The 21,630-nt window shown below is 67.4% G+C and carries 19 protein-coding genes; 13 read left to right on the top strand and 6 right to left on the bottom strand.

Annotated elements, in window-relative coordinates:
• Positions 1–156: 156 nt before the first annotated feature.
• The 7 genes from amaB (at position 157) to AC3IR9_RS08560 (ending at position 6,658) form a co-directional block, all read left to right on the top strand.
• Entirely contained in the window at positions 157–1,689 is a 1,533-nt protein-coding gene (amaB, locus tag AC3IR9_RS08590) for an L-piperidine-6-carboxylate dehydrogenase (protein WP_489295316.1), read from the top strand.
• Positions 1,686–2,480 (top strand): SDR family NAD(P)-dependent oxidoreductase, encoded by a 795-nt coding sequence (locus AC3IR9_RS08585; RefSeq protein WP_489295315.1) that lies wholly within the window; start codon positions 1,686–1,688, stop codon positions 2,478–2,480. Before amaB ends, AC3IR9_RS08585 begins: the two co-directional genes overlap by 4 nt.
• A gap of 84 nt (positions 2,481–2,564) precedes the next feature.
• On the top strand, positions 2,565–2,849 hold the full coding sequence (locus AC3IR9_RS08580) for a DUF4190 domain-containing protein (protein ID WP_489295314.1): 285 nt from the start codon (positions 2,565–2,567) through the stop codon (positions 2,847–2,849).
• A gap of 7 nt (positions 2,850–2,856) precedes the next feature.
• On the top strand, positions 2,857–3,627 hold the full coding sequence (locus AC3IR9_RS08575) for a class I SAM-dependent methyltransferase (protein WP_489295313.1): 771 nt from the start codon (positions 2,857–2,859) through the stop codon (positions 3,625–3,627).
• A gap of 9 nt (positions 3,628–3,636) precedes the next feature.
• Complete coding sequence (locus tag AC3IR9_RS08570) at positions 3,637–4,692, top strand: quinone-dependent dihydroorotate dehydrogenase (protein WP_489295312.1); 1,056 nt, start codon at positions 3,637–3,639, stop codon at positions 4,690–4,692.
• Complete coding sequence (gene murB / locus AC3IR9_RS08565) at positions 4,689–5,738, top strand: UDP-N-acetylmuramate dehydrogenase (RefSeq protein ID WP_489295311.1); 1,050 nt, start codon at positions 4,689–4,691, stop codon at positions 5,736–5,738. The genes AC3IR9_RS08570 and murB overlap by 4 nt, the downstream gene beginning before the upstream one ends.
• Before the next feature lie 32 nt (positions 5,739–5,770).
• The gene (locus tag AC3IR9_RS08560; protein ID WP_489295760.1) at positions 5,771–6,658 is read left to right on the top strand and encodes a DMT family transporter; all 888 of its coding nucleotides are present in this window, start codon (positions 5,771–5,773) and stop codon (positions 6,656–6,658) included.
• 60 nt (positions 6,659–6,718) lie between these two features.
• Here the strand turns inward: AC3IR9_RS08560 and AC3IR9_RS08555 are convergent, their stop codons facing one another.
• The 3 genes from AC3IR9_RS08555 to AC3IR9_RS08545 all read right to left on the bottom strand — a co-directional run bounded on the left by AC3IR9_RS08555 (position 6,719) and on the right by AC3IR9_RS08545 (position 9,492).
• Positions 6,719–7,747, bottom strand: a complete 1,029-nt coding sequence (locus tag AC3IR9_RS08555) for a phosphotransferase enzyme family protein (RefSeq protein ID WP_489295310.1) — start codon at positions 7,745–7,747, stop codon at positions 6,719–6,721.
• 108 nt (positions 7,748–7,855) lie between these two features.
• Positions 7,856–8,665: an APH(3')-II family aminoglycoside O-phosphotransferase gene (locus AC3IR9_RS08550; protein WP_489295309.1), complete on the bottom strand. Its 810-nt coding sequence runs from the start codon at positions 8,663–8,665 to the stop codon at positions 7,856–7,858.
• Positions 8,666–8,712: 47 nt separating this feature from the next.
• On the bottom strand, positions 8,713–9,492 hold the full coding sequence (locus tag AC3IR9_RS08545; RefSeq protein ID WP_489295308.1) for an NAD(P)H-dependent oxidoreductase: 780 nt from the start codon (positions 9,490–9,492) through the stop codon (positions 8,713–8,715).
• Between the two features lie 84 nt (positions 9,493–9,576).
• On the opposite strand from AC3IR9_RS08545, the gene AC3IR9_RS08540 reads away from it, so the two are divergent.
• The 3 genes from AC3IR9_RS08540 (at position 9,577) to AC3IR9_RS08530 (ending at position 14,224) form a co-directional block, all read left to right on the top strand.
• The gene (locus AC3IR9_RS08540) at positions 9,577–10,479 is read left to right on the top strand and encodes a LysR family transcriptional regulator (protein WP_489295307.1); all 903 of its coding nucleotides are present in this window, start codon (positions 9,577–9,579) and stop codon (positions 10,477–10,479) included.
• Positions 10,480–10,589: 110 nt separating this feature from the next.
• On the top strand, positions 10,590–13,709 hold the full coding sequence (locus tag AC3IR9_RS08535; RefSeq protein WP_489295306.1) for a galactose-binding domain-containing protein: 3,120 nt from the start codon (positions 10,590–10,592) through the stop codon (positions 13,707–13,709).
• 152 nt (positions 13,710–13,861) lie between these two features.
• Complete coding sequence (locus tag AC3IR9_RS08530) at positions 13,862–14,224, top strand: hypothetical protein (RefSeq protein WP_489295305.1); 363 nt, start codon at positions 13,862–13,864, stop codon at positions 14,222–14,224.
• Between the two features lie 10 nt (positions 14,225–14,234).
• Here the strand turns inward: AC3IR9_RS08530 and AC3IR9_RS08525 are convergent, their stop codons facing one another.
• From AC3IR9_RS08525 to AC3IR9_RS08515, 3 genes are all read right to left on the bottom strand, one after another.
• Positions 14,235–14,741: a hypothetical protein gene (locus AC3IR9_RS08525; RefSeq protein WP_489295304.1), complete on the bottom strand. Its 507-nt coding sequence runs from the start codon at positions 14,739–14,741 to the stop codon at positions 14,235–14,237.
• 92 nt (positions 14,742–14,833) lie between these two features.
• Positions 14,834–15,424, bottom strand: coding sequence for a TetR/AcrR family transcriptional regulator (locus AC3IR9_RS08520; protein WP_489295303.1), 591 nt, complete (start codon positions 15,422–15,424; stop codon positions 14,834–14,836).
• 206 nt (positions 15,425–15,630) lie between these two features.
• Positions 15,631–16,266 carry a helix-turn-helix domain-containing protein gene (locus AC3IR9_RS08515; protein ID WP_489295302.1) on the bottom strand — a complete coding sequence of 212 codons (636 nt, stop codon included), beginning with the start codon at positions 16,264–16,266 and terminating at the stop codon, positions 15,631–15,633.
• Between the two features lie 499 nt (positions 16,267–16,765).
• On the opposite strand from AC3IR9_RS08515, the gene AC3IR9_RS08510 reads away from it, so the two are divergent.
• From AC3IR9_RS08510 to AC3IR9_RS08500, 3 genes are read left to right on the top strand one after another with little or no spacing between them, the layout of a single operon-like run.
• Positions 16,766–18,583: a serine hydrolase domain-containing protein gene (locus AC3IR9_RS08510; protein ID WP_489295301.1), complete on the top strand. Its 1,818-nt coding sequence runs from the start codon at positions 16,766–16,768 to the stop codon at positions 18,581–18,583.
• Positions 18,584–18,615: 32 nt separating this feature from the next.
• On the top strand, positions 18,616–19,614 hold the full coding sequence (locus AC3IR9_RS08505; protein ID WP_489295300.1) for a dipeptide epimerase: 999 nt from the start codon (positions 18,616–18,618) through the stop codon (positions 19,612–19,614).
• Positions 19,611–21,623: a serine hydrolase gene (locus tag AC3IR9_RS08500; protein ID WP_489295299.1), complete on the top strand. Its 2,013-nt coding sequence runs from the start codon at positions 19,611–19,613 to the stop codon at positions 21,621–21,623. The genes AC3IR9_RS08505 and AC3IR9_RS08500 overlap by 4 nt, the downstream gene beginning before the upstream one ends.
• The last annotated feature ends 7 nt before the right edge of the window (positions 21,624–21,630 follow it).

Below are 21,630 nucleotides of genomic sequence, written 5' to 3'. Positions count from 1 at the left end.
AGTTGAGCGGCTCCGCCAAGAGAAGCGAGCGCATGAATACGCGGTTCGAAGACCGCAAGCCGCGCCGCCGCCCTCTGCTACCATCACCGGTTCAGCTAGCCGCCCCCACCCTGCCAGCGGCCAGCGCCTTACAAACGCAACGCAACAGGAGTTTGCATGTCCTCTGATCTGCTCAAGGCCCTCGGCCTGGACGCGACCAACGCTGGCACCTACCTCGGCAACGGTGAGTGGTCTTCGGCCACCAGTGCCGGCGTGATCACCTCGGTCAACCCGACCACCGGCGAGGCCATCGCCCAGGTCCACGCCACCACCGACGCTGATTACGAAACCATCATCGCGCGCGCCCAGGAGGCCTTCAAGGTCTGGCGCACCACCCCGGCCCCGCGCCGTGGCGAAGCCGTGCGCCTGTGCGGCGAAGCGCTGCGCACGCACAAGGATGCGCTGGGTTCGCTGGTTGCGCTGGAAATGGGCAAGAGCAAGCCCGAAGGCGACGGTGAAGTACAGGAGATGATCGACATCGCCGACTTCGCCGTGGGCCAGAGCCGCATGCTCTATGGCTACACCATGCATTCCGAGCGCCCCGGCCACCGCATGTACGAGCAGTACCAGCCGCTCGGCCTGGTCGGCATCATCAGCGCGTTCAACTTCCCGGTGGCCGTGTGGGCATGGAATTCGTTCCTGGCCACCATCTGCGGCGATGTGTGCCTGTGGAAGCCGTCCAACAAGACCCCGCTGACCGCGATCGCATCGATGCGCATCTGCAACGACGCGCTGCGCGGCGCCGGTTTCCCGGACCTGTTCTTCCTGGTCAACGATGCCGGGGTGGAACTGTCGCAGAAGATGGTGGCCGACAAGCGCGTGCCGCTGATCAGCTTCACCGGCTCGACCCAGGTTGGCCGCCAGGTCGCCGAGAAAGTCGCGCACCGCCTCGGCCGCTGCCTGCTGGAGCTGGGCGGCAACAACGCCATCATCCTGGACGAAACGGCGGACCTGAAACTGGCCATCCCGGGCATCGTGTTCGGTGCGGTCGGCACGGCCGGCCAGCGCTGCACCACCACGCGCCGGTTGATCGTGCATGAATCCCTCCATGACGACGTGCTGGCCACGCTGGTCAAGGCGTACAAGCAGCTGGAAAGCAAGATCGGCGACCCGACCGATCCGGCCAACCTGATGGGCCCGCTGAACAGCGACGGTGCCGTGCAGCAGTTCCTGGCCTCCATCGAGAAGGCCAAGGCCAGCGGCGGCACCATCCAGACCGGCGGCACGCGCATCGATCGCGCCGGCAACTTCGTGCTGCCGGCGATCGTGACCGGGCTGAAGAACAGCGACGAAGTGGTGCAGCACGAAACCTTCGCGCCGATCCTGTACGTGATGAAGTACAGCACGCTGGATGAAGCCATCGACATGCAGAACGGCGTGCCGCAGGGCCTGTCGTCGTCGATCTTCACCACCAACCTGAAAACCGCCGAGCGCTTCCTGTCGGCGGCCGGTTCGGACTGCGGCATCGCCAACATCAACATCGGCACCTCCGGCGCCGAGATTGGCGGCGCGTTCGGTGGCGAGAAGGATACCGGCGGTGGTCGTGAGTCCGGTTCGGATGCGTGGAAGGTCTACATGCGCCGCCAGACCAACACCATCAACTACTCCGATTCGCTGCCGCTGGCCCAGGGCATCAAGTTCGACCTGTGAGCGCTGCCGATACCGGATGCCTGCCGGAACTGGGCCCACGCCTGACGTTCAACGGGCGCCGGGTACTGGTTGCCGGTGGCAGCAAGGGCATCGGCCGCGCGATGGCGCTGGCGTTCGCTGCGGCGGGCGCCCGCGTGTCGGTCTGTGCACGCGGCACGCCTGGGCTCGCCGCGCTGCGTGCCGATGCCCAGGCGCTGGGCCTGGACATCCACACGCATGCGGCCGACCTGGGCGTGCTCGATGACATCGGCCGCTGGCTGGCCGATGCCGCCGGGGTGCTCGGCGGCATCGACGTGCTGGTCAACAATGCCACCGGTTACGGCATGGGCGATGACGAGGCCGGCTGGGAGGCCAGCCTCACCATCGATCTGATGTCGGCGGTGCGCGCCTCGCGGCTGGCCCTGCCCTGGCTGCGGCAATCGGCCGACGCCTGCATCCTCAACCTGGCCTCGATCGCCGCGCAGCAGCCGCGGCCGGGCGGCGCCCCCTATGCGGCGGCCAAGGCCGCATTGATGCACTACACCACCTCCCAGGCACTGGCGCTGGCCCCGCAGCGGATCCGCGTCAATGCCATCGCCCCGGGCTCGATCGAGTTCGACGACGGGCTGTGGGCACGTCGCCGCGAGCAGGATCCGGCGCTGTACCACGGCACCCTGGCGAAGATTCCGTTCGGCCGCTTTGGCCAGCCGCAGGAGATCGCCAACGCCGCCCTGTTCCTGTGCTCGCCGCTGGCGCGCTGGATCACCGGCCACACCTTGAACGTGGACGGTGGCCAGGTCCTGATGGGCTGAGCGGCAGCACCGCCCCTGCGCCCGCGCCGATGGGCTAATCCGGGCGCAGGCACTATCATGGTGGCCTTGCCACGGAGGACCCGGATGAACCCACCACCCCGTCAAACCAGTGCATTGGCCGTGGTCAGCCTGATCATGGGCATCGTCGGCTGGACGGTATTCCCGTTCGTGGGCAGCCTGGTGGCCATTGTCACCGGGCACATGGCGCGCGGCGAGATCCGTCGCAGCAGCCACTCACTGGACGGCGACGGCCTGGCCGTGGCCGGGCTGATCCTGGGCTGGGTCGCGGTTATCGGCAGCATCCTGGTGGTGATCGGCTTCCTTCTGTTCTTCGGTGGGCTGGCCCTGTTTGCCGCATCCCAATCGTGAGGTCCCCATGAGCGCATCGGATTCGACCGAACGCTTCAGCAGCCGCGTCGCCGACTACGTCCGCTATCGCCCCGATTACCCGCCGGCCCTGCTGGACTGGCTGCATCACGATATCGGCGTGCCTGCCGAGACCCTGGTGGCCGATATCGGCGCCGGCACCGGCATTTCCACCCGCCTGTTCCTGGCCAGCGGCCACCCGGTCATCGCGGTGGAACCGAACGCGCCGATGCGCGAGGCCGCCGAACACTGGCTGGCCCCGGACTACCTGCGCCTCAAGCTGGTGGACGCCAGCGCCGAGGCCACCACGCTGGCCGACGACAGCGTGGGGCTGGTGGCCGCTGCCCAGGCCTTCCATTGGTTCGACACCGCCGCGGTGCGCCGCGAATGGTCGCGCATCCTGCGCCCGGGCGGCCTGGCGCTGGTGTTCTGGAACTCGCGCCTGCTGGATGCCTCCCCGTTCCTGATCGGCTACGAGCAGTTGCTGCTGGAGTTCGGCACCGACTACACCCAGGTCGCCGAGCGCTACCAGGACGATGACGCCATGCGCGCCTGGTTCGGCGCCGGTCTGCGCGGCATCGCCAGCTTCCCGAACGTGCAGCGCATGGATTTCTCCGGTCTGCGCGGCCGGCTGCTGTCCTCGTCCTACGCACCGCAGGCCGGGCACCCCCGCCACGCGCTGATGCTGGATGCGCTGCAGCAGCTGTTCGATGCCCACGCCGTTGATGGCCAGGTTGCCTTTGAATACCAAACCCGTGCCTTTGTCGGCACGCTGGACTGATTGAACGCCATGTACTCGCTTGCCCGCCCCTTCTTGTTCGCCTTCGATGCCGAGCGCGCCCACGGCCTGGGCCTCAGTGGCCTGGAGCTGGCCTACCGCACCGGCACCGCGCCGCTGCTGGCCGGCCGCATCGCCCCGCTGCCGACCAGGGCCTTCGGCCTGGAGTTCCCCAACCCGGTCGGGCTGGCGGCCGGGCTGGACAAGAACGGCGAGCACATCGATGCACTGTTGGCGCTGGGCTTCGGCTCGGTGGAGATCGGCACGATCACGCCACGACCGCAGGAAGGCAACCCGAAGCCGCGGCTGTTCCGGCTGCCGGCCCACCAGGCCATCATCAACCGCATGGGCTTCAACAACCTCGGCGTGGATGCACTGGTGCGCAACGTCGAACGTGCCAAGCGCCGCCACGGCCTGCTGGGCATCAACATCGGCAAGAACAAGGACACCCCCAACGAGCGGGCGTTCGACGATTACCAGCATTGCCTGCAGAAGGTGTACCCGCTGGCCGACTACATCACCGTCAACATCTCTTCGCCCAACACCGCCGGCCTGCGCGAACTGCAGGAAGAGAACGCACTGCGCCAGCTGGTCTCGCAGCTGCGCGACAGCCAGGAGCAGCTGGCGGCCAGGCATGGCAAGCGGGTACCGATGCTGGTGAAGGTGGCACCGGACCTGAGCGACCGCGATATCGATGCCGCCGCGCGCGTGCTCGGTGAGCTGGGCGTGGACGGGGTGATCGCCACCAACACCACCATCGACCGCAGCGCGGTGGCCGATGACCCGGCGGCCACGCAGGCCGGCGGGCTGTCCGGTGCGCCGCTGCTGGGCCAATCCACCCTGGTGCTGCGCCGGTTGCGCGCACGCCTGCCCGAATCGATGCCGCTGGTCGGCGTGGGTGGCATCCAGTCCGGCGCCGATGCGGTGGCCAAGATGGCTGCCGGCGCCGCGCTGGTGCAGTGTTACAGCGGCCTGATCTTCCGCGGCCCCGCCCTGGTAAGCGACTGCGTGGAGGCCATCCGCCGCCGCCGCGAAGCCCCCAGCCGCGGTGCGGTCGCCCCCCTATGAGTAACGCAATGCCCACCTGGACCCTTACCGAAAACGCCTCGCTGAAGGCGCTCAACACGTTCCATGTCGAGGCCTTCGCCGCCCGGCTGCTGACGCTGCATGAGCCGACACTGCTGCCCGAGGTGCTGGCACTGCCGCAGGTTACCGCCGGCCCATTGCTGGTGCTCGGCAGCGGTAGCAACGTGCTGCTCGCAGGCGACGTGGAAGGCACCGTGCTGGTGTTCGCCAATGCCGACATCCAGATCCTGGAACATCGTGCCGACCACGCCGTGGTCCGTGCCGGCGCGGGCGTGAACTGGCACGGGTTGGTGATGTGGTCGCTGCAGAACGGGCTGTCCGGGCTGGAAAACCTGGCGCTGATTCCCGGCACGGCCGGGGCCGCCCCGATCCAGAACATCGGGGCCTACGGCGCACAAATGGACGAATTCATCCAGGCCGTCGAGGCCTGGGACCGTGAAGCCAACGACTGGGTACGACTGGACCCCGACGCCTGCCAGTTCGGTTACCGCGACAGCGTGTTCAAGCATGCGCCGGACCGCTACCTGATCAGCGCCATCGAGCTGCGCCTGCCGCTGCTTCACGATCTGCGCCTGGGCTATGCCGGGATCAACGAGGAAATGCAGGCGATGGGCGTAGAGCTGCCGGTGGCGGCCGATGTGGCCAACGCGGTGATCAACATCCGCCGCCGCAAGCTGCCCGATCCGGACGTGCTGGGCAATGCAGGCAGTTTCTTCAAGAATCCGGTGCTGCCGCTGGAGCAGGTCGAGGTGCTGCTGCAGCACTTCCCCGAACTGCCGGTGTATCCGACCGACCAGGACAACCGGCGCAAGCTGTCGGCGGCCTGGATGATCGAGGCCTGCGGCTGGAAGGGCTTCCGCGAGGGCGACGCAGGTGTTTCCGCACATCACGCACTGGTGCTGGTGAACCATGGCAACGCCAGCGGTGAGCAGCTGCTGGTGCTGGCGCGGCAGATCTCGGCGTCGGTGCTGGAGAAGTTCGGCGTGCCGATCGAGCCGGAGCCACGCCTGATCGGCGCGCAGTGGTGACCCCGCCACTCGCCCTGTCCCCTCCCACCCCCTTGCGTGCGGCACTGTTGATGCTGGGCAGCACGCTGGCGTTTGGCCTGATGGCCGTGGCGATCCGCTACGCCACGCGTTATGTGCCTACCCAGGAAGTGGCGTTCTTCCGCAACGCCTTCGGCCTGCTCGCGCTGCTGCCGATACTGCTGCGCCCGGGTCGCGCCTCGCTGAAAACCCAACAACTGCCGCGTTACTTCGTGCGCAGCGCAATCGGCCTGGCCTCGATGCTGTGCGCGTTCTGGGCCATTGGGCACCTGCCGATGTCGCAGGCGATCTCACTGTCCTACTCGACCCCGCTGTTCGTCACCATCGCGGCGGTGCTGTGGCTGGGGGAAACGGTGCGCATGCGCCGTTGGGCGGCGGTGATCATCGGCTTCATCGGCGTGCTGATCATCGTACGCCCGGGCTCGGCCAACTTTACCCCCGGCACGCTGGTGGCGGTGCTGGCCGCCGTGCTCAGCTCGCTGGTGGCGATCCAGATCAAGCAGCTCACCCGTGTGGACAGCGCCGATGCGGTGGTGCTGTACACCTATGTGTTCTGGGTGCCGTTGTCGCTGGTGCCGGCCCTGTTCGTATGGACGTGGCCCACGGGCATGGCCTGGGTGTGGCTGGCCGCGACCGGGCTGTTCGGCACCATCGGGCAGCTGTTGTGGACGCGCGCGCTACGCTTGGGGGAAGTATCCGCACTGACCCCGATCAGCTTCATGCAGCTGCCCTTGGTGGCCCTGCTCGGCTGGTTGCTGTTTGATGAAGTCCTCGACCGCTGGACGGTGATCGGCGCCGGCATCATCCTCGCTGCCAATGCCTACATCGCCCATCGCGAGGCCGTGCTGGCACGGCGGGCGAAATCGCTGGCCGCCACGGCGGGCGCGAAGCCCGGCGAGTAACCCCGGGCCTGGCGCGCGCCTTTTTCCACTCCTACTGTTACCGGATGGATCGCGGCCCGCTCAGGCGTTGGCCGCCACCCAGCTGCGCGCGGCACTGTCGACCACGTTGCCCGGTGCGAACTGCTCGTCCATGAAGCGCAGGGCCTGGCGGCGCTGCACCGGCGAACGTGCCGCAGCGCCCGGTTCCAGCAGCAGGTCGTGGAATTCCTGCACGTCGTGCAGTATCCGCCAGTGCCGGTAGTAGGCCAGCCGCGCGGCATCGACCACGATATCGCCGTACCCGGCACGGAAACCGGGTGGGTCTTCACGCCCCCAACGCCCGCCTACGCCAGCACCGACGAACATCAGGTCGCGCTCGCGCGGGGCCAGCATCATGTCGTCCCAGTCGATCAGGCACAGCCGGCTGTCCTCACGCAGCAGCAGGTTGCCGGCATGCAGGTCGCCATGGCAGAGCACCCGCGACCACGACCTGCCCTGCAGCTGCCCGCGCAGCAGCACGCAGCGCTGCCAGACTTCGGCAATACGCGGCCGATGCTGTAGCCACGAGGCGAGGTAGGCGTCGGCCAGTGCATCGGGCACCGGCCAGCGCGCGTCGCCCCGCTGCAGCCATGCGCCGACGCGTTCCACGGCGGTGTCATCGTCGAAGCCCGGTTGTGCCAGGCCAGCGGTGAGCACCTGGGGCAAGCGCGTGGCATGAACCTGCCGCAGCACTTCCCCCAGCCGCCGCCACTGTGCCTGGGAAAGCGCCGACTCGAATCCGGACTGGCCCTCCACGTAGGAAAACAAGGTCCATTGCAGGCCGCTCGCGCGCAATGCCGGCGCGCCGTTCAGGGTTGGCTGGGGTGCGGCCACTTCCAGCAGGCCGACGTGGCTGCGCAGGTACTGCAGCACGTTCCACACGGTGTCTTCAACGGCGTAGCGACGGCACTTCAACCACCAGCGTGAACCATTGCGGGCGATCACCTGATAGACGGTGGCCCCGGCATCGGCGCCGGCCGGTCGCTGTACCACCAGCTCCACCTGCACACCCCATGCCTGCGCGAGCGCAGCCCCAATCTGCGGAGACGACAATTCCTGTGGATGCAGCATCAATCCGCCTGTCGCACGAACGTGGCATTACTATCGCAGAAACGCACGCGGCCACACAGCGCAACCGGTCACGAACTCCGGCATTTCCCGCTGCGAAACAGCGGCCGCTCAGAAGAACTCATCGAGCAGCCGATAGAAGGCCAGGCGGTGCGGATCCGGTGCTGTGCCGTAACGCTGGAAGAATGCCGGTACCCAGGCGTCGCCGAGATGATCGGCAATGCTGCGCGCGGCCAATGCCAGATCCTGATGCCGATCGGCGACACCCAGCCGGCCACAGTCGATGAAGCCGCTGAACCTGCCCTGCGCTGCCATCACGTTGGGCAGGCAGGCATCGCCATGGGTGACCACCAGATCGGCCTGCAACGGCGGTTGCGCCAGTAGCGAGACCAACACCTGCGCAGCCGACTGGCCACTGCGCTCGTCATCGAAATCGGATGCGTCCACCTGACCCGCTTGTACCCGCGCCTGCGCGGCCGCCAGCCGTAGGGGCAGCCGATGATCGAACGGACACGACGCAATGGGCAGTGCATGCAGCTGCGTCAGCGCATCGGCGAGGATCACCACGATCTGCGCCGGTGCCAGGTCTGGCGAGGAGGCAAGGTCGGCACCGGCCACGGCCGTCATCAACAACCAATGCCGGCCGTGATCCTCGGTCCAGTCCACCACCTCCGGCGCAGCCACGCCCTGTGCCCGCAACCAGCGCAGCCGGGCGACCTCATCGCCCAGCTCGCTGCAGGTATCGACCGGTTCGGACTTGAGGAACCGGTCCGCGCCCTCGCCATGACGTACCCGAAATACGTCCGCGCGCGACCTGCCGATCGCCTGTCGCACGATGCAGGCGCCGGCCAGGGGTAAGCGCCAGCCCTGCGGCAGGCGCAGGCCAGGGTCATCGAGGCATTCGGAAGGCGGGCGATCCATCGCCCTGATGTTGGGGATCCCCCTGGCCAGCGCAAGCCCTGTGGCAATCACCCCACCACGTGGATGCCCAGCCCGCTTTCGCCCTCGGCCAGTTCCGGGCGCAGGCTCAGCGCTGGAATCAGGTAGTCGCCACCGTTCTGGCGCCGGTAGGCAATCACCGGGTCGCTGGCCAGCCCATCCAGACGCTCGCCCAGCTGCGCCAGCACTGCCGGGTAGCTTGCAGTGTCCACCCGGCCGCTGCGATAGATCACATGCGGTGGCAGGACATCGAAGCCGGGGTAGAACAGCACGCCGTGCTGGATCGGGAACAGGACATCATCGATCGATCCGTTGATCCCGCGCGGGCCGTAGTGCGACTCCCAGCCGCCGGTGGTCACCACCAGCATCGCGCGCTTGCCGGCCATCGCACCTTCGCCATAGCGGTCGCCCCAATGCGTGTCCGAGTGTTCGCCGACCCCATAGGCGAACCCATAGGCGTAAACGCGATCCACCCAGCCCTTGAGGATGGCCGGCATCGAGAACCACCACAGCGGGAACTGCAGGATCACCGCGTCGGCCCAACGCAGTTTGGCCTGCTCGGCGGCAATGTCCGCGCGTTGTCGGCCGCTTGCATAGGCCTGGCGCGAGTCGAGCGAGGCATGGAAGGGCAGCGAGGGATCGCGACCGACATGGTCGTCGGCATCCAGCTGCGGCTTCCACTGCATGGCATACAGGTCCGATACCTGCACGCTGTGGCCAGCCTGTTGCAGACGCGCCACGGTGAAGTCTTTCAAGGCGCCGTTGAGCGAGGTCGGTTCGGGATGGGCGTGGACAAGGAGGATGTTCATGGGCGTACCGGGGTGGGAATTGGTGCCACGGTAGGCACGCAGGCGTTATAGTGGAAATGAATTCCGCTAATTGTCGCCATTGCCATGGACAATACCTTGCGTCGGCTCGACCTGAACCTGCTGGTCACCCTGCACGCGCTGCTGGAAGAACAGAACGTCACCCGCGCCGCCGCGCGCCTGCACCTGGCCCAGCCCACGGTCAGCGTGCAGCTCGCCCGTCTACGCCATCTGTTCGACGACCCGCTGCTGCTGCCCGGGCCGCGTGGCATGCGCAGCACCGCCCGCGCCGACGCGCTGCGTGAGCCGCTGGCCGACGCCCTGAGCGCATTGCAGCGCGCGGTGGCACCCACGCAGCCCTTCGACCCGGCTCGTGCGACGTTGACCTGGCGGATCATGGCCTCGGACTTCGGCGAAACCGTCGTGGTGTTGCCGGCCCTGCCGGGCCTGCGCCATGCCGCCCCCGGAACGCGCATGGCGGTGGTGGGGCTGGTGCCCGGGCAGATGGTGCACCAGTCCGAGCGCGGTGAGATCGACCTGGCCCTGCACATCACCTCCGAAGCGCCGCCGAGCCTGCATCACCGCCCGCTGTTCCAGGAACGCTACGTATTGGCCGGGCGCCGCAACCACCCCCGGTTGAAGCGCCGCCCCACGCTCAAGCAGTTCTGCGCGCTGGAGCACGTGATCGTGTCGCCCAGCGGCGGCGGCTTCCACGGCAACACCGACAGCGCGCTGGCGCATGTGGGCGCACGTCGCAACGTGGTGCTGTCGGTGCCGCATTTCCTGTTCCTGCGCAACGTGCTGCTGCATACCGACCTGGTCGCGATGATGCCCTCGCGGCTGGTCGCGCTGGACCCGGCATTGAAGGCGGTGGACGCGCCGGTGGACGTGCCGGGGTTTGAGATGGTGATGCTCTGGCACGAACGCGTGCATCGCGATCCGGCGCACCGGTGGCTGCGCGAGCAGATCGTGGCCTCCCTGGCGGTCTGACCGGCAGCGCTGCCTGTTCAGTATTGCGATGCGTCATGTAAACGATTACATCCCCTGCTAGCGTGTGCCCGGACCTCATTGTCGAGGCCGACGAGACCGGGAGAGCGTTGATGGGGTTGCATGTTGACCGCTGGATTGTCCTGCACAGGCCGTATTCCGGCATGGCGCGTGCCCTGCTCTTCCCTGCGCTGGCCCTGGCCTCGACCTGTTTTGCCCAGGACCTGCCACCACGCAGCCAATGGCAGGCCAGTAGTTCGTCGCAGCAGGTGCCGGCCATGGCGGTCAGCCACCTGATCGATGGCGATCCCAAGACCGTGACCGGCGGCGCCTTCAGCCCCGGCCACTGGTTCCAGATCGACCTGGGCAAGCCCAGTACGCTCGGCGGCGTCCGCATTACCTGGGATGTCTCCAACCCCGAGGGCTACCGCCTGCAGACCTCGCTGGATGGCAAACAGTGGCAGCCCGCCTACGTCATGGGCGACTCGCTCGGCGGCATCGAAACGCTGTTCTTCGCACCGCGTCCGGCCCGTTACCTGCGCCTGGCCAGCCCCGAGCGCACCTCCGACTGGGGCGTGTCGATCTTCGAGATGGAGCCATTGGATGCCACCACCAGTGCCCGCGTCGCCGGGCTCGACGCCGGCCAGGCGGCAGCGGTATGGCAGGGCGGCGGCGCGGTTGCGATCCCGGCCGGCCCCGGCAACACGCATGTGCTCGACATCACCCTGCCACGCGCGCAATCCACCACCGGCCTGGCCGTGGACTGGGCCGGCGCGCAGGGGGCGGCACGGCTGCAGGCACAGGACACCAATGGCCGCTGGATCGAGCTGGCCCGCGACCCGCAGGCGGGCAGCCGCCAACAGAGCTGGTTGGCCGCCAGCACCGCGGTAACCGTCAAGGCCTTGCGACTGAGCGTGGATGGCAACGCACCGCAGATGGCACGCATCCGCCTGCTCGGTCCGGCGGCGGTGATGACGCCGATGAAGCGCTACCAGATCGCGGCAGGCGGCGCGCAGCGCGCCTTGTTCCCGGCCTCGCTGCACCGGCAGCAGACCTACTGGACCGCCGTGGGCGTGCACGCCGGCCGGCAGAAATCGATTTTCGATGAGTACGGCAATATCGAAGCCTACAAGGGCGCGCCACTGGTGCAGCCGATCTGGCGCAACGCCGATGGCCATGCCGCCGGTGCGGCCGAGCAGCCGGTGCAGCACGCGTTGGCCGATGGCTGGAAGCCGATGCCCTCGGCCACGTGGTCGCCGCAGCCGGGGCTGGAACTGCGCAGCGAGGCGTTCGCCATTGAACTGGGCGGCCAACCGGTCACCTTGGTCCGCCATCGCCTGCGCAACACCGGGGCGACGCCGGTCAACGGCACCTTGACCCTGGCGGTGCGGCCGATGCAGATGAATCCGCCGTGGCAGAACGGCGGCCTGTCGCCGATCCGCGACGTCGCGGTGGACGGCCAGGCCGTGCGCATCAACGGCCGCCCGCTGCTGCAGTCGCTGACCCCGTTCGACACTGCGGGTACCGCGCCGTTCGGGACCGATGGCAGCAGTGAAATCACTGCCGCCATCGCCGAAGGCCGCCTGCCTGCTGCACGCCAGTCGCACGACGCCGAGGGCCTGGCGGCTGCGGCGCTGGGCTACCCGATACAGCTGGCACCGGGGGGCAGCCAGTCGGTGGTGGTGGCCTTCCCGCTCGGCACGGCCGCAACGGCCGCCGATGGTTCGCTGGCCGACGCCCCCGCGCTGGACCTGGGCAACGTCCCCCGCGACGCCGACGCCGCCTTCGAGGCGCTTGCCCGCCGCGCCTCGGCCGACTGGCAGGAACGGCTCGGCCATGTCGGCCTGCGCCTGCCCGATCCTTCACTGGTGGACATGCTGCGCGCGCAGGCCGCCTACATGCTGATCAACCAGACCGGGCCGGCCATGCAGCCCGGCCCGCGCAACTACAACCGCTCCTTCATCCGCGATGGCATGGCGACCTCGGCGGTGCTGCTGCGCATGGGCGAGCGCCAGGTCGCGCGCGATTACCTGGCCTGGTACAGCGAGCACGGCGTGCACCCCAATGGCCTGGTCTCGCCGATCCTCAACGACGATGGCAGCGTCAACACCGGGTTCGGCTCGGACATCGAGTACGACAGCCAGGGCCAGTACATCGCGTTGGTCGCCGACGTTGCCCGGCTGGATGGCGGCCCCGAATCGGTGCGTGCCTACCTGCCCAAGGTGAAGGCCGCGATGCGCTTCCTGCAGGAACTGCGCGAGCGCACGCTGGTACCCGGCTACATGGCCAGCCAGCCCTCGCCGGAGCGCTTCGCCGGGATCCTGGCCCCGTCGATCAGCCACGAAGGCTATCCCTCGCCCACGCACAGTTACTGGGATGACTACTGGGGGCTGAAAGGCTGGCACGACGGCGCATGGCTGGCCGAGTCGCTGGGCGACCACGACACGGCGGCATGGGCGCGCGAGCAGTACACGGCCCTGCACGATGCGCTGGCCGCCTCGATCCGCGCGACGATGGCCTGGAAGGGCATCGACTTCATCCCCTCCTCCGCCGACCTCGGCGATGGCGATCCGACCGGCGTGTCGATCGCGCTCGACCCGACCGGCGCGCAGGATGTACTGCCACCGGAGGCATTGCGCACCACCTTCGCGCGCTACCTGGAAGATGTCCGCAAGCGCAACCAGCCCGGCGCGCTGTACGCCTACACCCCGTATGAAATCCGCAACGTGCTCAGCTACGTGCACCTGGGCCAGCCGGAAGCGGCCGACGAACTTCTGCAGGGATTGCTGCATGACCGTCGCCCGCTGGAGTGGCAGGTGCTGGCCGAAGTGGTCCACTCGCGACTGCGCTTCCCGCGCTATCTCGGCGACATGCCGCATACCTGGATCGGCGCGGAGTACGGGCGCACGTTGTTCGGCATGCTGATGCGCGAGGACGACGATGCGCTGTCCCTGTTGCCGGGCACCCCGCCGTCCTGGGTGGCCGGTGAGGGGCTGGCCATTGATCGCCTGCCCACCGCCTATGGCACCTTGAAGCTGCAGGCCAGGCAGCGTGGGGGCATGCTGCAGGTCAGCCTGGGCGACGGACTGCGCAAGGGCACCGCCGTGCGCGTGTGGTGGCCCTCGCGTACGTTGCCAAAAAGCGTGCGCGTGGACGGGCGCGTGGTTGGCGATTACGACGCCGAGGGAATGCTGTTGAAGCAGCCGTTCCGGACGCTGGAGGCGCAGTGGTAGGGGACCGATGCGCTTGTCGAAGACGTTGTTGATGCCCGGCGCCGCGCTCCGGGCTGCCCAGCACGGGCTCGCAGGAGCCGCCAGCGGCCAGCACAGCGCATCGACAATGGTGGGATAGTAGCGCGGCAAATCCCCTGCCCCAGGACATCCGCATGTTGCCCCTGATCACCGCCAGCGCAGTGTTCGACCTCGGCTTTGCGCTGTTCCACCTGGCGTTCTGGCGCCTGTTCGGATGGCCGGCGACCCTGGGGGCCTCCGGCACCCTCAACACCGCGATTTCGCAGACGCTCAACGCGATGTTGATCTATTGCCTGTTCGCTTACTCATTTGCGCTGCTGTGGATGCCGGCAGGGGAAGGCGCACGCATTCTGGCCGTGGCAGGCGCAGGCTTCTGGCTGCTCCGGGCCGTGCTCCAGCCGGTGCTGTTCCCGACCCGGCATCGACTGTCGCTCACCCTGAGCGCGGTGTTCCTGATCGGAGCGGCCCTGCACGTGGCCGCCAGTCTGAGCCGCTAGGGCCGGAGGTTCAGCCCGTCGCTGTCGTCCGTCGATTGCGCCGATGGATCATCCAGCACTGTGCAATGAAGCCGACGACGAACATTGCGAACCAGACGGCAAGCGTACCCAGCACGACCGGTGCCAACGGTGCAGCGGCCAGCGGTTCGGAGAGCGGTAAGCGGGTCAGGGTTTCATTGGTCGCCGGTACCAGTGACAGCAGGAAACTGAAGGACAGCGCGAAAGTGGACAGATAGGGACCGACCCTGCCCAGGGCGTGCAGCCGATCAACCAGCGCGCCCGCGAAGGCGATTACCAGAATCACCACGCCGAAGGCGTGACCGGGGTTGAGTCCTCCCGTGCTGGACACCGTAAAGGAGGTCAGCACCGACAACACCAGCCCGACCAGATAGAGGTTTCCCGAACGGGTACCGGTATCGATGCGCCGATGGCGCACGAACCCGTAGATGCCGGCGACCAGCGGAATCAGGCTGATGGCGGTGTGCAGTGCGCCTAGCGGCGAAAGGGCGTGACTCATGGGTGACCTCGTCGATGGAATGAATGAACCTACTAGTAGGTAGGCAAATGGCGCAAAAAAATGACCCGCTTCTGCCGGGTCCTGTAACTCGCTCAGGCGGGAGAGGTCAGTCTCGCAATCGCCAGCCGGGCCAGTCCGATGAAGGTTTCAGCATCCCCGAAACCACGCGCGGCCAGCATGGCGCCATGCACCGACGCCATGAACGCTGTCGCCTCCTCGGCCGCGGTGCCCTGCAGGCGGAACTGCCCCTTGGCAACACCGCGCTCGAGCACCACTGTCAGCCAGCCGCTGAGATCCAGGAAATGCCCGCGCACTTCTTCGGCGATCTGCGGCGGAATCAGCGGCAATTCCGCGGCAAGCATCGCGCAGATACAGAACGAAGAGGTACCGCCACGGATGCAGCTGGACCAATAGTCCACGTAGGCGTTGAGTTCCTGCAACGGGTCGGCCAGTTGACGATCCAGCACGGCCAGGCCGGCCCTCGCTTCGGCACGATAGAGCACCACCACCACGCGAACCAGTTCGGCCTTGCTGGGGAAATGGTGGTGGATGCTGGCCTTGCTGATGTTCACCCGCGCGGCAATGTCGGCATAGCTGAAGCCGTTGTAGCCGCCGGTTTCCAGCAAGCTCCGGGCGTAACCGACAATCTCGGCCGCTTTGGGCGAAAGCGCTGCATCGTTCATATCCTGCTCCATCTACAATCGGCCAGGCGGCGCCTGGATGGCGCAACCGGATACTTCATCCTACTAGTAGGTAGACTCCCAGTCAACCGTTGCGTCCGGGCCAGCGGCAGCGCCGGCCGCGCGCACCGCAACGGACAAGGGCACCTTTCGGTGCCCTGTCGTCTGTCACTGCCTGCCGCGGCGACCTGCCACGGCCATGACGGCCGTCAAAGACTGCCCTCATGCTCATGCAGGGTGATCAGCGATTCCATCAGGTCCTCATCCGCACTCGCGCAGACCGCCAGCAACACGGCCTCCTCGCAGCCCTGGTCGACGATGTACGCATGCCCCATCTGGCTGTCTATGTAGATGCCCTGCCCGGTCTCCAGCACCACCGGATCGTAGAACTCGGTATGCACCTGGATGCGACCTTCGATCACATGCACGTATTCCTCGCCCGGGTGGCGGACCAGCTCACCGAACTCGGCGGTGGTCTTGGCGCGCACCTTGGTGATGATCGGAATCATCCGCTTGCGGCGCAATTCGGTGCACAGATAGAAGTAATCGTAGTTGTCGGTCTGCACCCGCAGTGCCTTGTCCAGCGTTCCCAGGCTGCGCCGGGCGGTCACCGGCTTGGGCGCGTTGTCGGTGTCCGGCTCGGAGAACAGCTCGGACATGCGCAGGTTCAAGCGCTGCGACAGGTGCTGGAGCTTGTCGTAGGTCAAGGTCAAGCGGTCGTGCTCGATCTTTGACAGGGTCGACAGGGGAATCTGCGTGTGTTCGCTCATTTCCTTGAGCGTCCAACCCTTGCGCGTGCGCAGGCCGCGCAGCAGGGTACCGAGCGTGGGGCTCTTCGGACTCATCGACAGGACCTTTGGGCTATTGCCAGTGAAGTTGTGGCTACGATACTACGTGCAGATGAATGCCATCCTGATCAGGATGCTTTCTCGACGCTATTGCCTCTTTCAGAAGCCCTGCAACTCCGGTACCCGCGCAAGTCTACTGCGGCGTCGCCCCGGGAAGCGGCCTTCGGAGGACCAAAAGGTCAAATCAGGGGGTCCGATCCCGGATCGGACGAGATGACGAATGTTTGACATTTCTCTAATCAGGAATATTGTTGTCTGATTGAGATAGTTTTGCACTTCGAAGCGGTCGCTTGGGGGTGCACTGTCTTCCAGCTCCAGAGGGGATCGTCGCATGCGTTCGTGGTCATGGCTTGTCGCGTTGTGTTGTGGAGTTCTGCTGTCTTTCCCGGTCGACGCACAGCGACCACCCTCGTCGCCCGCCGCGGCGCCCGCGCCCGGCCCCGACGGCAGCCCGCGGCTGACCGCCGAGGATGCGACCACCTGGCTGGATGGCTACATGCCCTATGCGATCGCGCGTGGCGATGTTGCCGGCGCGGTGGTTACCGTGGTCAAGGACGGCCAGATCCTGGTCCGTCGTGGTTACGGCGTTTCCGACGTGCAGAAGCAGACCCCGGTTGACCCGGACCGCACCCTGTTCCGGATGGCATCGGTCTCCAAGCTGATGACCTGGACGGCGGTGATGCAACTGGTCGAGGCCGGCAAGCTGGACCTGGACGCGGACATCAACCAGTACCTGGACTTCAAGGTGCCCGAACGCGGCTTGCCGATCACCCTGCGGCAGCTGATGACCCATACCGGCGGCTTCGAAGCCAACATCAAGTACATGTGGACCAGCGAAGCGGTCGCCGAGGCCGGTGGCATCGACCTGGGCCCGTACCTGAAGCGCCGCGTGCCGACCCAGATTTTCGCCCCGGGCACCGTTCCGGCGTACTCCAACTACGGCACCAGCGTGGCCGGATACATCGTCGAGCGCGTTTCCGGCCAGCCCTTCGCCGACTACGTGGAGCAGCACATCTTCGCGCCGCTGCAGATGCAGCACTCCAGCTTCCGCCAGCCGTTGCCGCCGGCGCTGCGTGCGCTGGTCAGCAAGGGCTATGCGCTGGGATCGGGGCCCCCGCGGGCGTTTGAAGTCACCCCTGCCGCACCGGCCGGTGCCATGTCCGCCAGTGGTACCGACATGGCGCGTTTCATGATCGCCCACCTGGCTGCTGCCGGCGGCGCCGACACGCCGCTGCTGAAAGCAGCGACCAGCCAGCAGATGCTGACCCCGCAGACCCGCTTCGCACCGCCGTTGAACACGATGGCGCTGGGCTTCTACGAGATCGACGTCAACGGCCAGCGCGTGGTGTCCCATGCCGGCGATACCTTCTCGTTCCACTCCCAGCTGTTCCTGTTCCGCGACCACAACGTCGGCGTGTTCGTCGCACTCAACAGCGCCGGTGCCGATGGCATCACCGGCCCGATCCGGCGCGAACTGCTGGAGAACTTCGCCGATCGCTATTTCCCGGTCAGCCGCCCCGCGCCCGCACCGGTCGCCGACCTGGCGCTGGCCAGGGAGCAGGCACGCATGCTGGCCGCACCGAGCTATCTCGAGTCACGCCGTGCCGAGACCGGCATCGGCCGCACCGGCATCCTGTCGCAGACGCGACTGCAGGCCCTGGACGACGGCGGGCTGCGCCTGGCGCGGCTGAAACAGCCCAACGGGCAGCCCAGCACCTTCAAGCCGATCGCACCGTGGCTGTGGCAGGCAACCCACAGCGAGCTGCGCCTGGCGGCGATCCTCAAGGACGGGCAGCCGGTGGGCTTCGCGGTCGACTCCTCGTCACCGTACAACGTGTTCCTGCGCGCTGAAGGCTACCGCTCCGCGTTGTGGCTCAAGCCGGCGCTGACCGCTGCCGTGGCGGTGCTTGCACTGGCCGTGCTGGCATGGCCGATCGCGGCCGTGCTGCGTCGTCGACATGGCCGCGTCCTGGGCTGGCCGCGCAGCGCGCTGCGGGCCTATCGCCTGAGCCGCCTGGCCTGCGGGTTCATGCTGGCGGTACCGGTGGCGGCGATGGCGGTGATGGCGTGGGCGTCGGCGGATTTTGCCCGCCTTGACGACCGCCTCGACCCGGCCATCATCGCCCTGGGCATCGCCTCGGTGATCGCGATCATCGGCGCAATCGCCGCGACGGCGTGGAATCTGCTGCAGACCGTCCGCGCTGGACGCGGCTGGCTGGCGCGGCTCTGGGCGGCACTGCTGCTGGTATCGGCCGGTGTGCTTGCCTACGCCATCGTGCTGATGGGCCTGGCCGACTTCGCTCTCAATTACTGACCCGTTGCCCCGCAACGGGGCTGGAGACTCCTGTGAAATTGACTCTGCAGATCGACCTGCTGCAGCTGCTGGCTCCGTTCCGGATCAGCGGCTATGTGTTCGAACATTCGCCGGTACTGCGCGTGGAACTGGAAGATGGCGGCCATCGTGGCCGTGGCGAAGCCAGCGGCGTGTACTACCTGGATGACAAGCCCGAGCAGATGCTGGCCACGCTGGAAGCGCTGCGTCCCCAGGTCGAAGCCGGCATCAGCCGCGCCGAACTGCAGCAGCTGCTGCCGCGCGGCGGGGCGCGCAATGCGCTGGACTGCGCGCTGTGGGATCTTGACGCCAGCCGCGCCGGCAAGCCCGCCTGGGCGCTGGCCGGGCTGCCGCAGGTGCGTCCGCTGTTGACGACCTGGACGCTCGGTGCCGAAGACCCGGCAACGATGCAGTCGATCGCGACCGGCCGCTATGCGCCGGCCCAGGCACTCAAGCTCAAGCTCAGCGGCGATCTGGATATCGACATCGAACGCGTGCGTGCGGTACGCCGGGTACGCCCGGACGTGTGGATCGGCGTGGACGCCAACCAGGGCTACAGCGTGGACGTGCTCGATGCCTTGATTCCGGTGTTGATGGACAACGGGGTCAAACTGCTTGAACAGCCGCTGCAGCGCGGCCGCGAAGCCGACCTCCAGGGATTCGCGCGGCCGTTGCCGTTCGCCGCCGACGAGAGCGTGCAGGACGCCGCGGAAATCGAGGCATTGGCGGGGCTGTTCGATGTGATCAACATCAAGCTCGACAAGGCCGGCGGCCTGACCGAAAGCCTGGCGATGGTGGACAAGGCGCGCGCACTGGGAATGCAGGTGATGGTCGGCAACATGATCGGCAGCAGCTGGGCGATGGGCCCGGCCTACATCGTCGGCCAGCACTGCGACGTGGTCGACCTGGATGGCCCGCTGGTGCTCAGCAACGACCGCGTCCCGGGCGTGCGCTATGACCACGGCCTGGTGCACTGCGATGACACCGTCTGGGGCAAGGGGGTGCAGGCATGAGCGTGCATCGCCCCCGCATGCGCCACTGGTGCCGCGTGGCCTGCGCCCTGCTGCTGACCTCGACCGCGGCGTTGTCGCCGCTGCAGGCGCAGACACCGGCGCCCGTCCCGACGCCCGCCACCGACCCGACGCCTGCCGTGGTCACGAGTTCCGCGGTCGCCGCCGGCACGTTGGATGCTGCGCGGGTCGATACTTTCCTGGATGGCCTGGTGCCCTATCTGATGGCCCAGGGCGATCTCGCCGGTGCGGTGGTCACGGTGGTGGAGAACGGCAAGGTCGTCACCGAACGCGGCTTCGGCTATGCCGATGTCGAAAAGCGCACGCCGGTCGATCCGAAGACCACCCTGTTCCGCCCCGGTTCGATCTCCAAGCTGTTCGTCTGGACCGCGGTGATGCAGCTGGTCGAACAGGGCAAGCTGGACCTGGACACCGACATCAACACCTACCTGGACATCAAGGTCCCGGCCAAGGGCAAGCCGATCACGCTGCGCCAGATCATGACCCACACCAGCGGCCTGGAAGAGCGCATGCGCTACCTGATCGTGCTGGGTCCGGACCATCCGGCCAACCGCGACAACTATCTCAAGGAATGGGTGCCGAACCAGATCTTCGATCCCGGCACCCGGCCGGCATACTCCAACTACGCCACCGGCATCGCCTCCTACATCGTCGAGCGCGTCAGCGGCCAATCGTTCGAGGAGTACGCCGAGCAGCACATCCTGCAGCCGCTGGGCATGCAGTACGCCAGCTTCCAGCAGAAGCTGCCGGCCGACCTGCTGCCGCACGCAGCCAAGGGCTACCTGCTGGGTTCGGGCAAGAGCTACCCCGCCGAGAAGAACACCGCGCCGGGCGTGGGCGGTCTGTATGCCTCCGGTTCGGCGATGGCGCGCTTCATGATGGCCACGCTCAACCATGGCGAACTGGACGGCCAGCGCATTCTGGGCGAGGACACCACCGCCCGGATGCTGACTCCGCAGGCGGCGATCCTGCCGCATCTGCCGCGCATGACGCTGGGCTGGATGGCATCGGACACCGGCGGCTACGACACCCGCTCGCACGGCGGCACGATGCTGTTCTTCTATTCGTGGCTGTGGATGATCCCCGAACGCAACATCGGCGTGTTCATCTCCACCAACAGCGTCGGCCGTGACGCCGCCGGCTCGGCGCTGCGTGCCCAGGTATGGGAGCGCTTCGTCGAGAACTTCCTGCCGACCCTCCCGGTCGAAGCCGCCGGCCCGGGCGTAGATGCCGACACCGCCCGCGCGCACGCCGCCACGCTGGCAGGGGTGACCTGGCAGAACACGCGCCGCTCGGATAGCTCGTATCTGCGCCTGGTGCCGTTGTTCGCGCCGGTGCGCGTGCATCCGCAGGACGACGGCAGCATCACCGTCGATGGCCAGAAGGGCCTCAATGGCCAGCTGCTGCGCTGGCGCGAGGTGTCGCCGTGGTTGTGGCAGCAGGAAAACGGCCGCGGCCTGCTCGAAGTAAAGATCGAGGATGGCCGCCCGGTGTACTTCTCCGCGGGGCCATTCGCCTCGGTGTTCGGCTTCGAGCCGATGCCCGGCTGGCGGTCGTCGGCGTGGCTGCGGCCTGCATTGTTCATCGCACTGGGCATGCTGACGCTGTCGGCGCTGCTGCGCATCGGTAGCGTGTTCGTGCGCCGTTATTACCGCGCCAGCGCACCGGCCGAAGGACGCGGCCTGCGCCGGCTGCAGACGCTGTCGATCACGATCCTGCTGGGCACCGTGGTTGCCTGGGCGCTGTATGTGAAGTCGATCGCCGCACCCGGCGCGATCTCCAGCTACAGCAACGCCCCGCTGATCCTGCTGCAGGCGCTGACCTGGGTGAGCGTGCTGGCGGGCGTTGCACTGGCGTGGATCGCGATCCGTATGCCGGCCAGCTGGCCACGCGTGCGCCGCATCGGGTCCTGGGCGGTCGCCGCGGCCGGGTTGATCATGGCGTTCGTGGCGATCACCCAGCGCCTGGTCAGCACCGGTGTGCAGCTCTGAGCAAGGG

Source organism: Stenotrophomonas sp. GL_101, from assembly GCF_057835675.1.
Note: the sequence above shows the minus strand (reverse complement) of the source record. Positions and strands in the feature narration are given on the sequence as shown.

Bases quoted from the DNA above. Each gene is read 5' to 3' on its own strand.
- AC3IR9_RS08535 (WP_489295306.1), top strand. From the start codon at position 10,590: ATGGGGTTGCATGTTGACCGCTGGATTGTCCTGCACAGGCCGTATTCC.
- AC3IR9_RS08540 (WP_489295307.1), top strand. From the start codon at position 9,577: ATGGACAATACCTTGCGTCGGCTCGACCTGAACCTGCTGGTCACCCTG.
- AC3IR9_RS08550 (WP_489295309.1), bottom strand. From the start codon at position 8,665: ATGGATCGCCCGCCTTCCGAATGCCTCGATGACCCTGGCCTGCGCCTG.
- AC3IR9_RS08520 (WP_489295303.1), bottom strand. From the start codon at position 15,424: ATGAACGATGCAGCGCTTTCGCCCAAAGCGGCCGAGATTGTCGGTTAC.
- AC3IR9_RS08515 (WP_489295302.1), bottom strand. From the start codon at position 16,266: ATGAGTCCGAAGAGCCCCACGCTCGGTACCCTGCTGCGCGGCCTGCGC.
- AC3IR9_RS08575 (WP_489295313.1), top strand. From the start codon at position 2,857: ATGAGCGCATCGGATTCGACCGAACGCTTCAGCAGCCGCGTCGCCGAC.
- AC3IR9_RS08545 (WP_489295308.1), bottom strand. From the start codon at position 9,492: ATGAACATCCTCCTTGTCCACGCCCATCCCGAACCGACCTCGCTCAAC.
- AC3IR9_RS08570 (WP_489295312.1), top strand. From the start codon at position 3,637: ATGTACTCGCTTGCCCGCCCCTTCTTGTTCGCCTTCGATGCCGAGCGC.
- AC3IR9_RS08530 (WP_489295305.1), top strand. From the start codon at position 13,862: ATGTTGCCCCTGATCACCGCCAGCGCAGTGTTCGACCTCGGCTTTGCG.
- AC3IR9_RS08510 (WP_489295301.1), top strand. From the start codon at position 16,766: ATGCCCTATGCGATCGCGCGTGGCGATGTTGCCGGCGCGGTGGTTACC.
- AC3IR9_RS08580 (WP_489295314.1), top strand. From the start codon at position 2,565: ATGAACCCACCACCCCGTCAAACCAGTGCATTGGCCGTGGTCAGCCTG.
- AC3IR9_RS08525 (WP_489295304.1), bottom strand. From the start codon at position 14,741: ATGAGTCACGCCCTTTCGCCGCTAGGCGCACTGCACACCGCCATCAGC.
- murB (WP_489295311.1), top strand. From the start codon at position 4,689: ATGAGTAACGCAATGCCCACCTGGACCCTTACCGAAAACGCCTCGCTG.
- amaB (WP_489295316.1), top strand. From the start codon at position 157: ATGTCCTCTGATCTGCTCAAGGCCCTCGGCCTGGACGCGACCAACGCT.
- AC3IR9_RS08500 (WP_489295299.1), top strand. From the start codon at position 19,611: ATGAGCGTGCATCGCCCCCGCATGCGCCACTGGTGCCGCGTGGCCTGC.
- AC3IR9_RS08555 (WP_489295310.1), bottom strand. From the start codon at position 7,747: ATGCTGCATCCACAGGAATTGTCGTCTCCGCAGATTGGGGCTGCGCTC.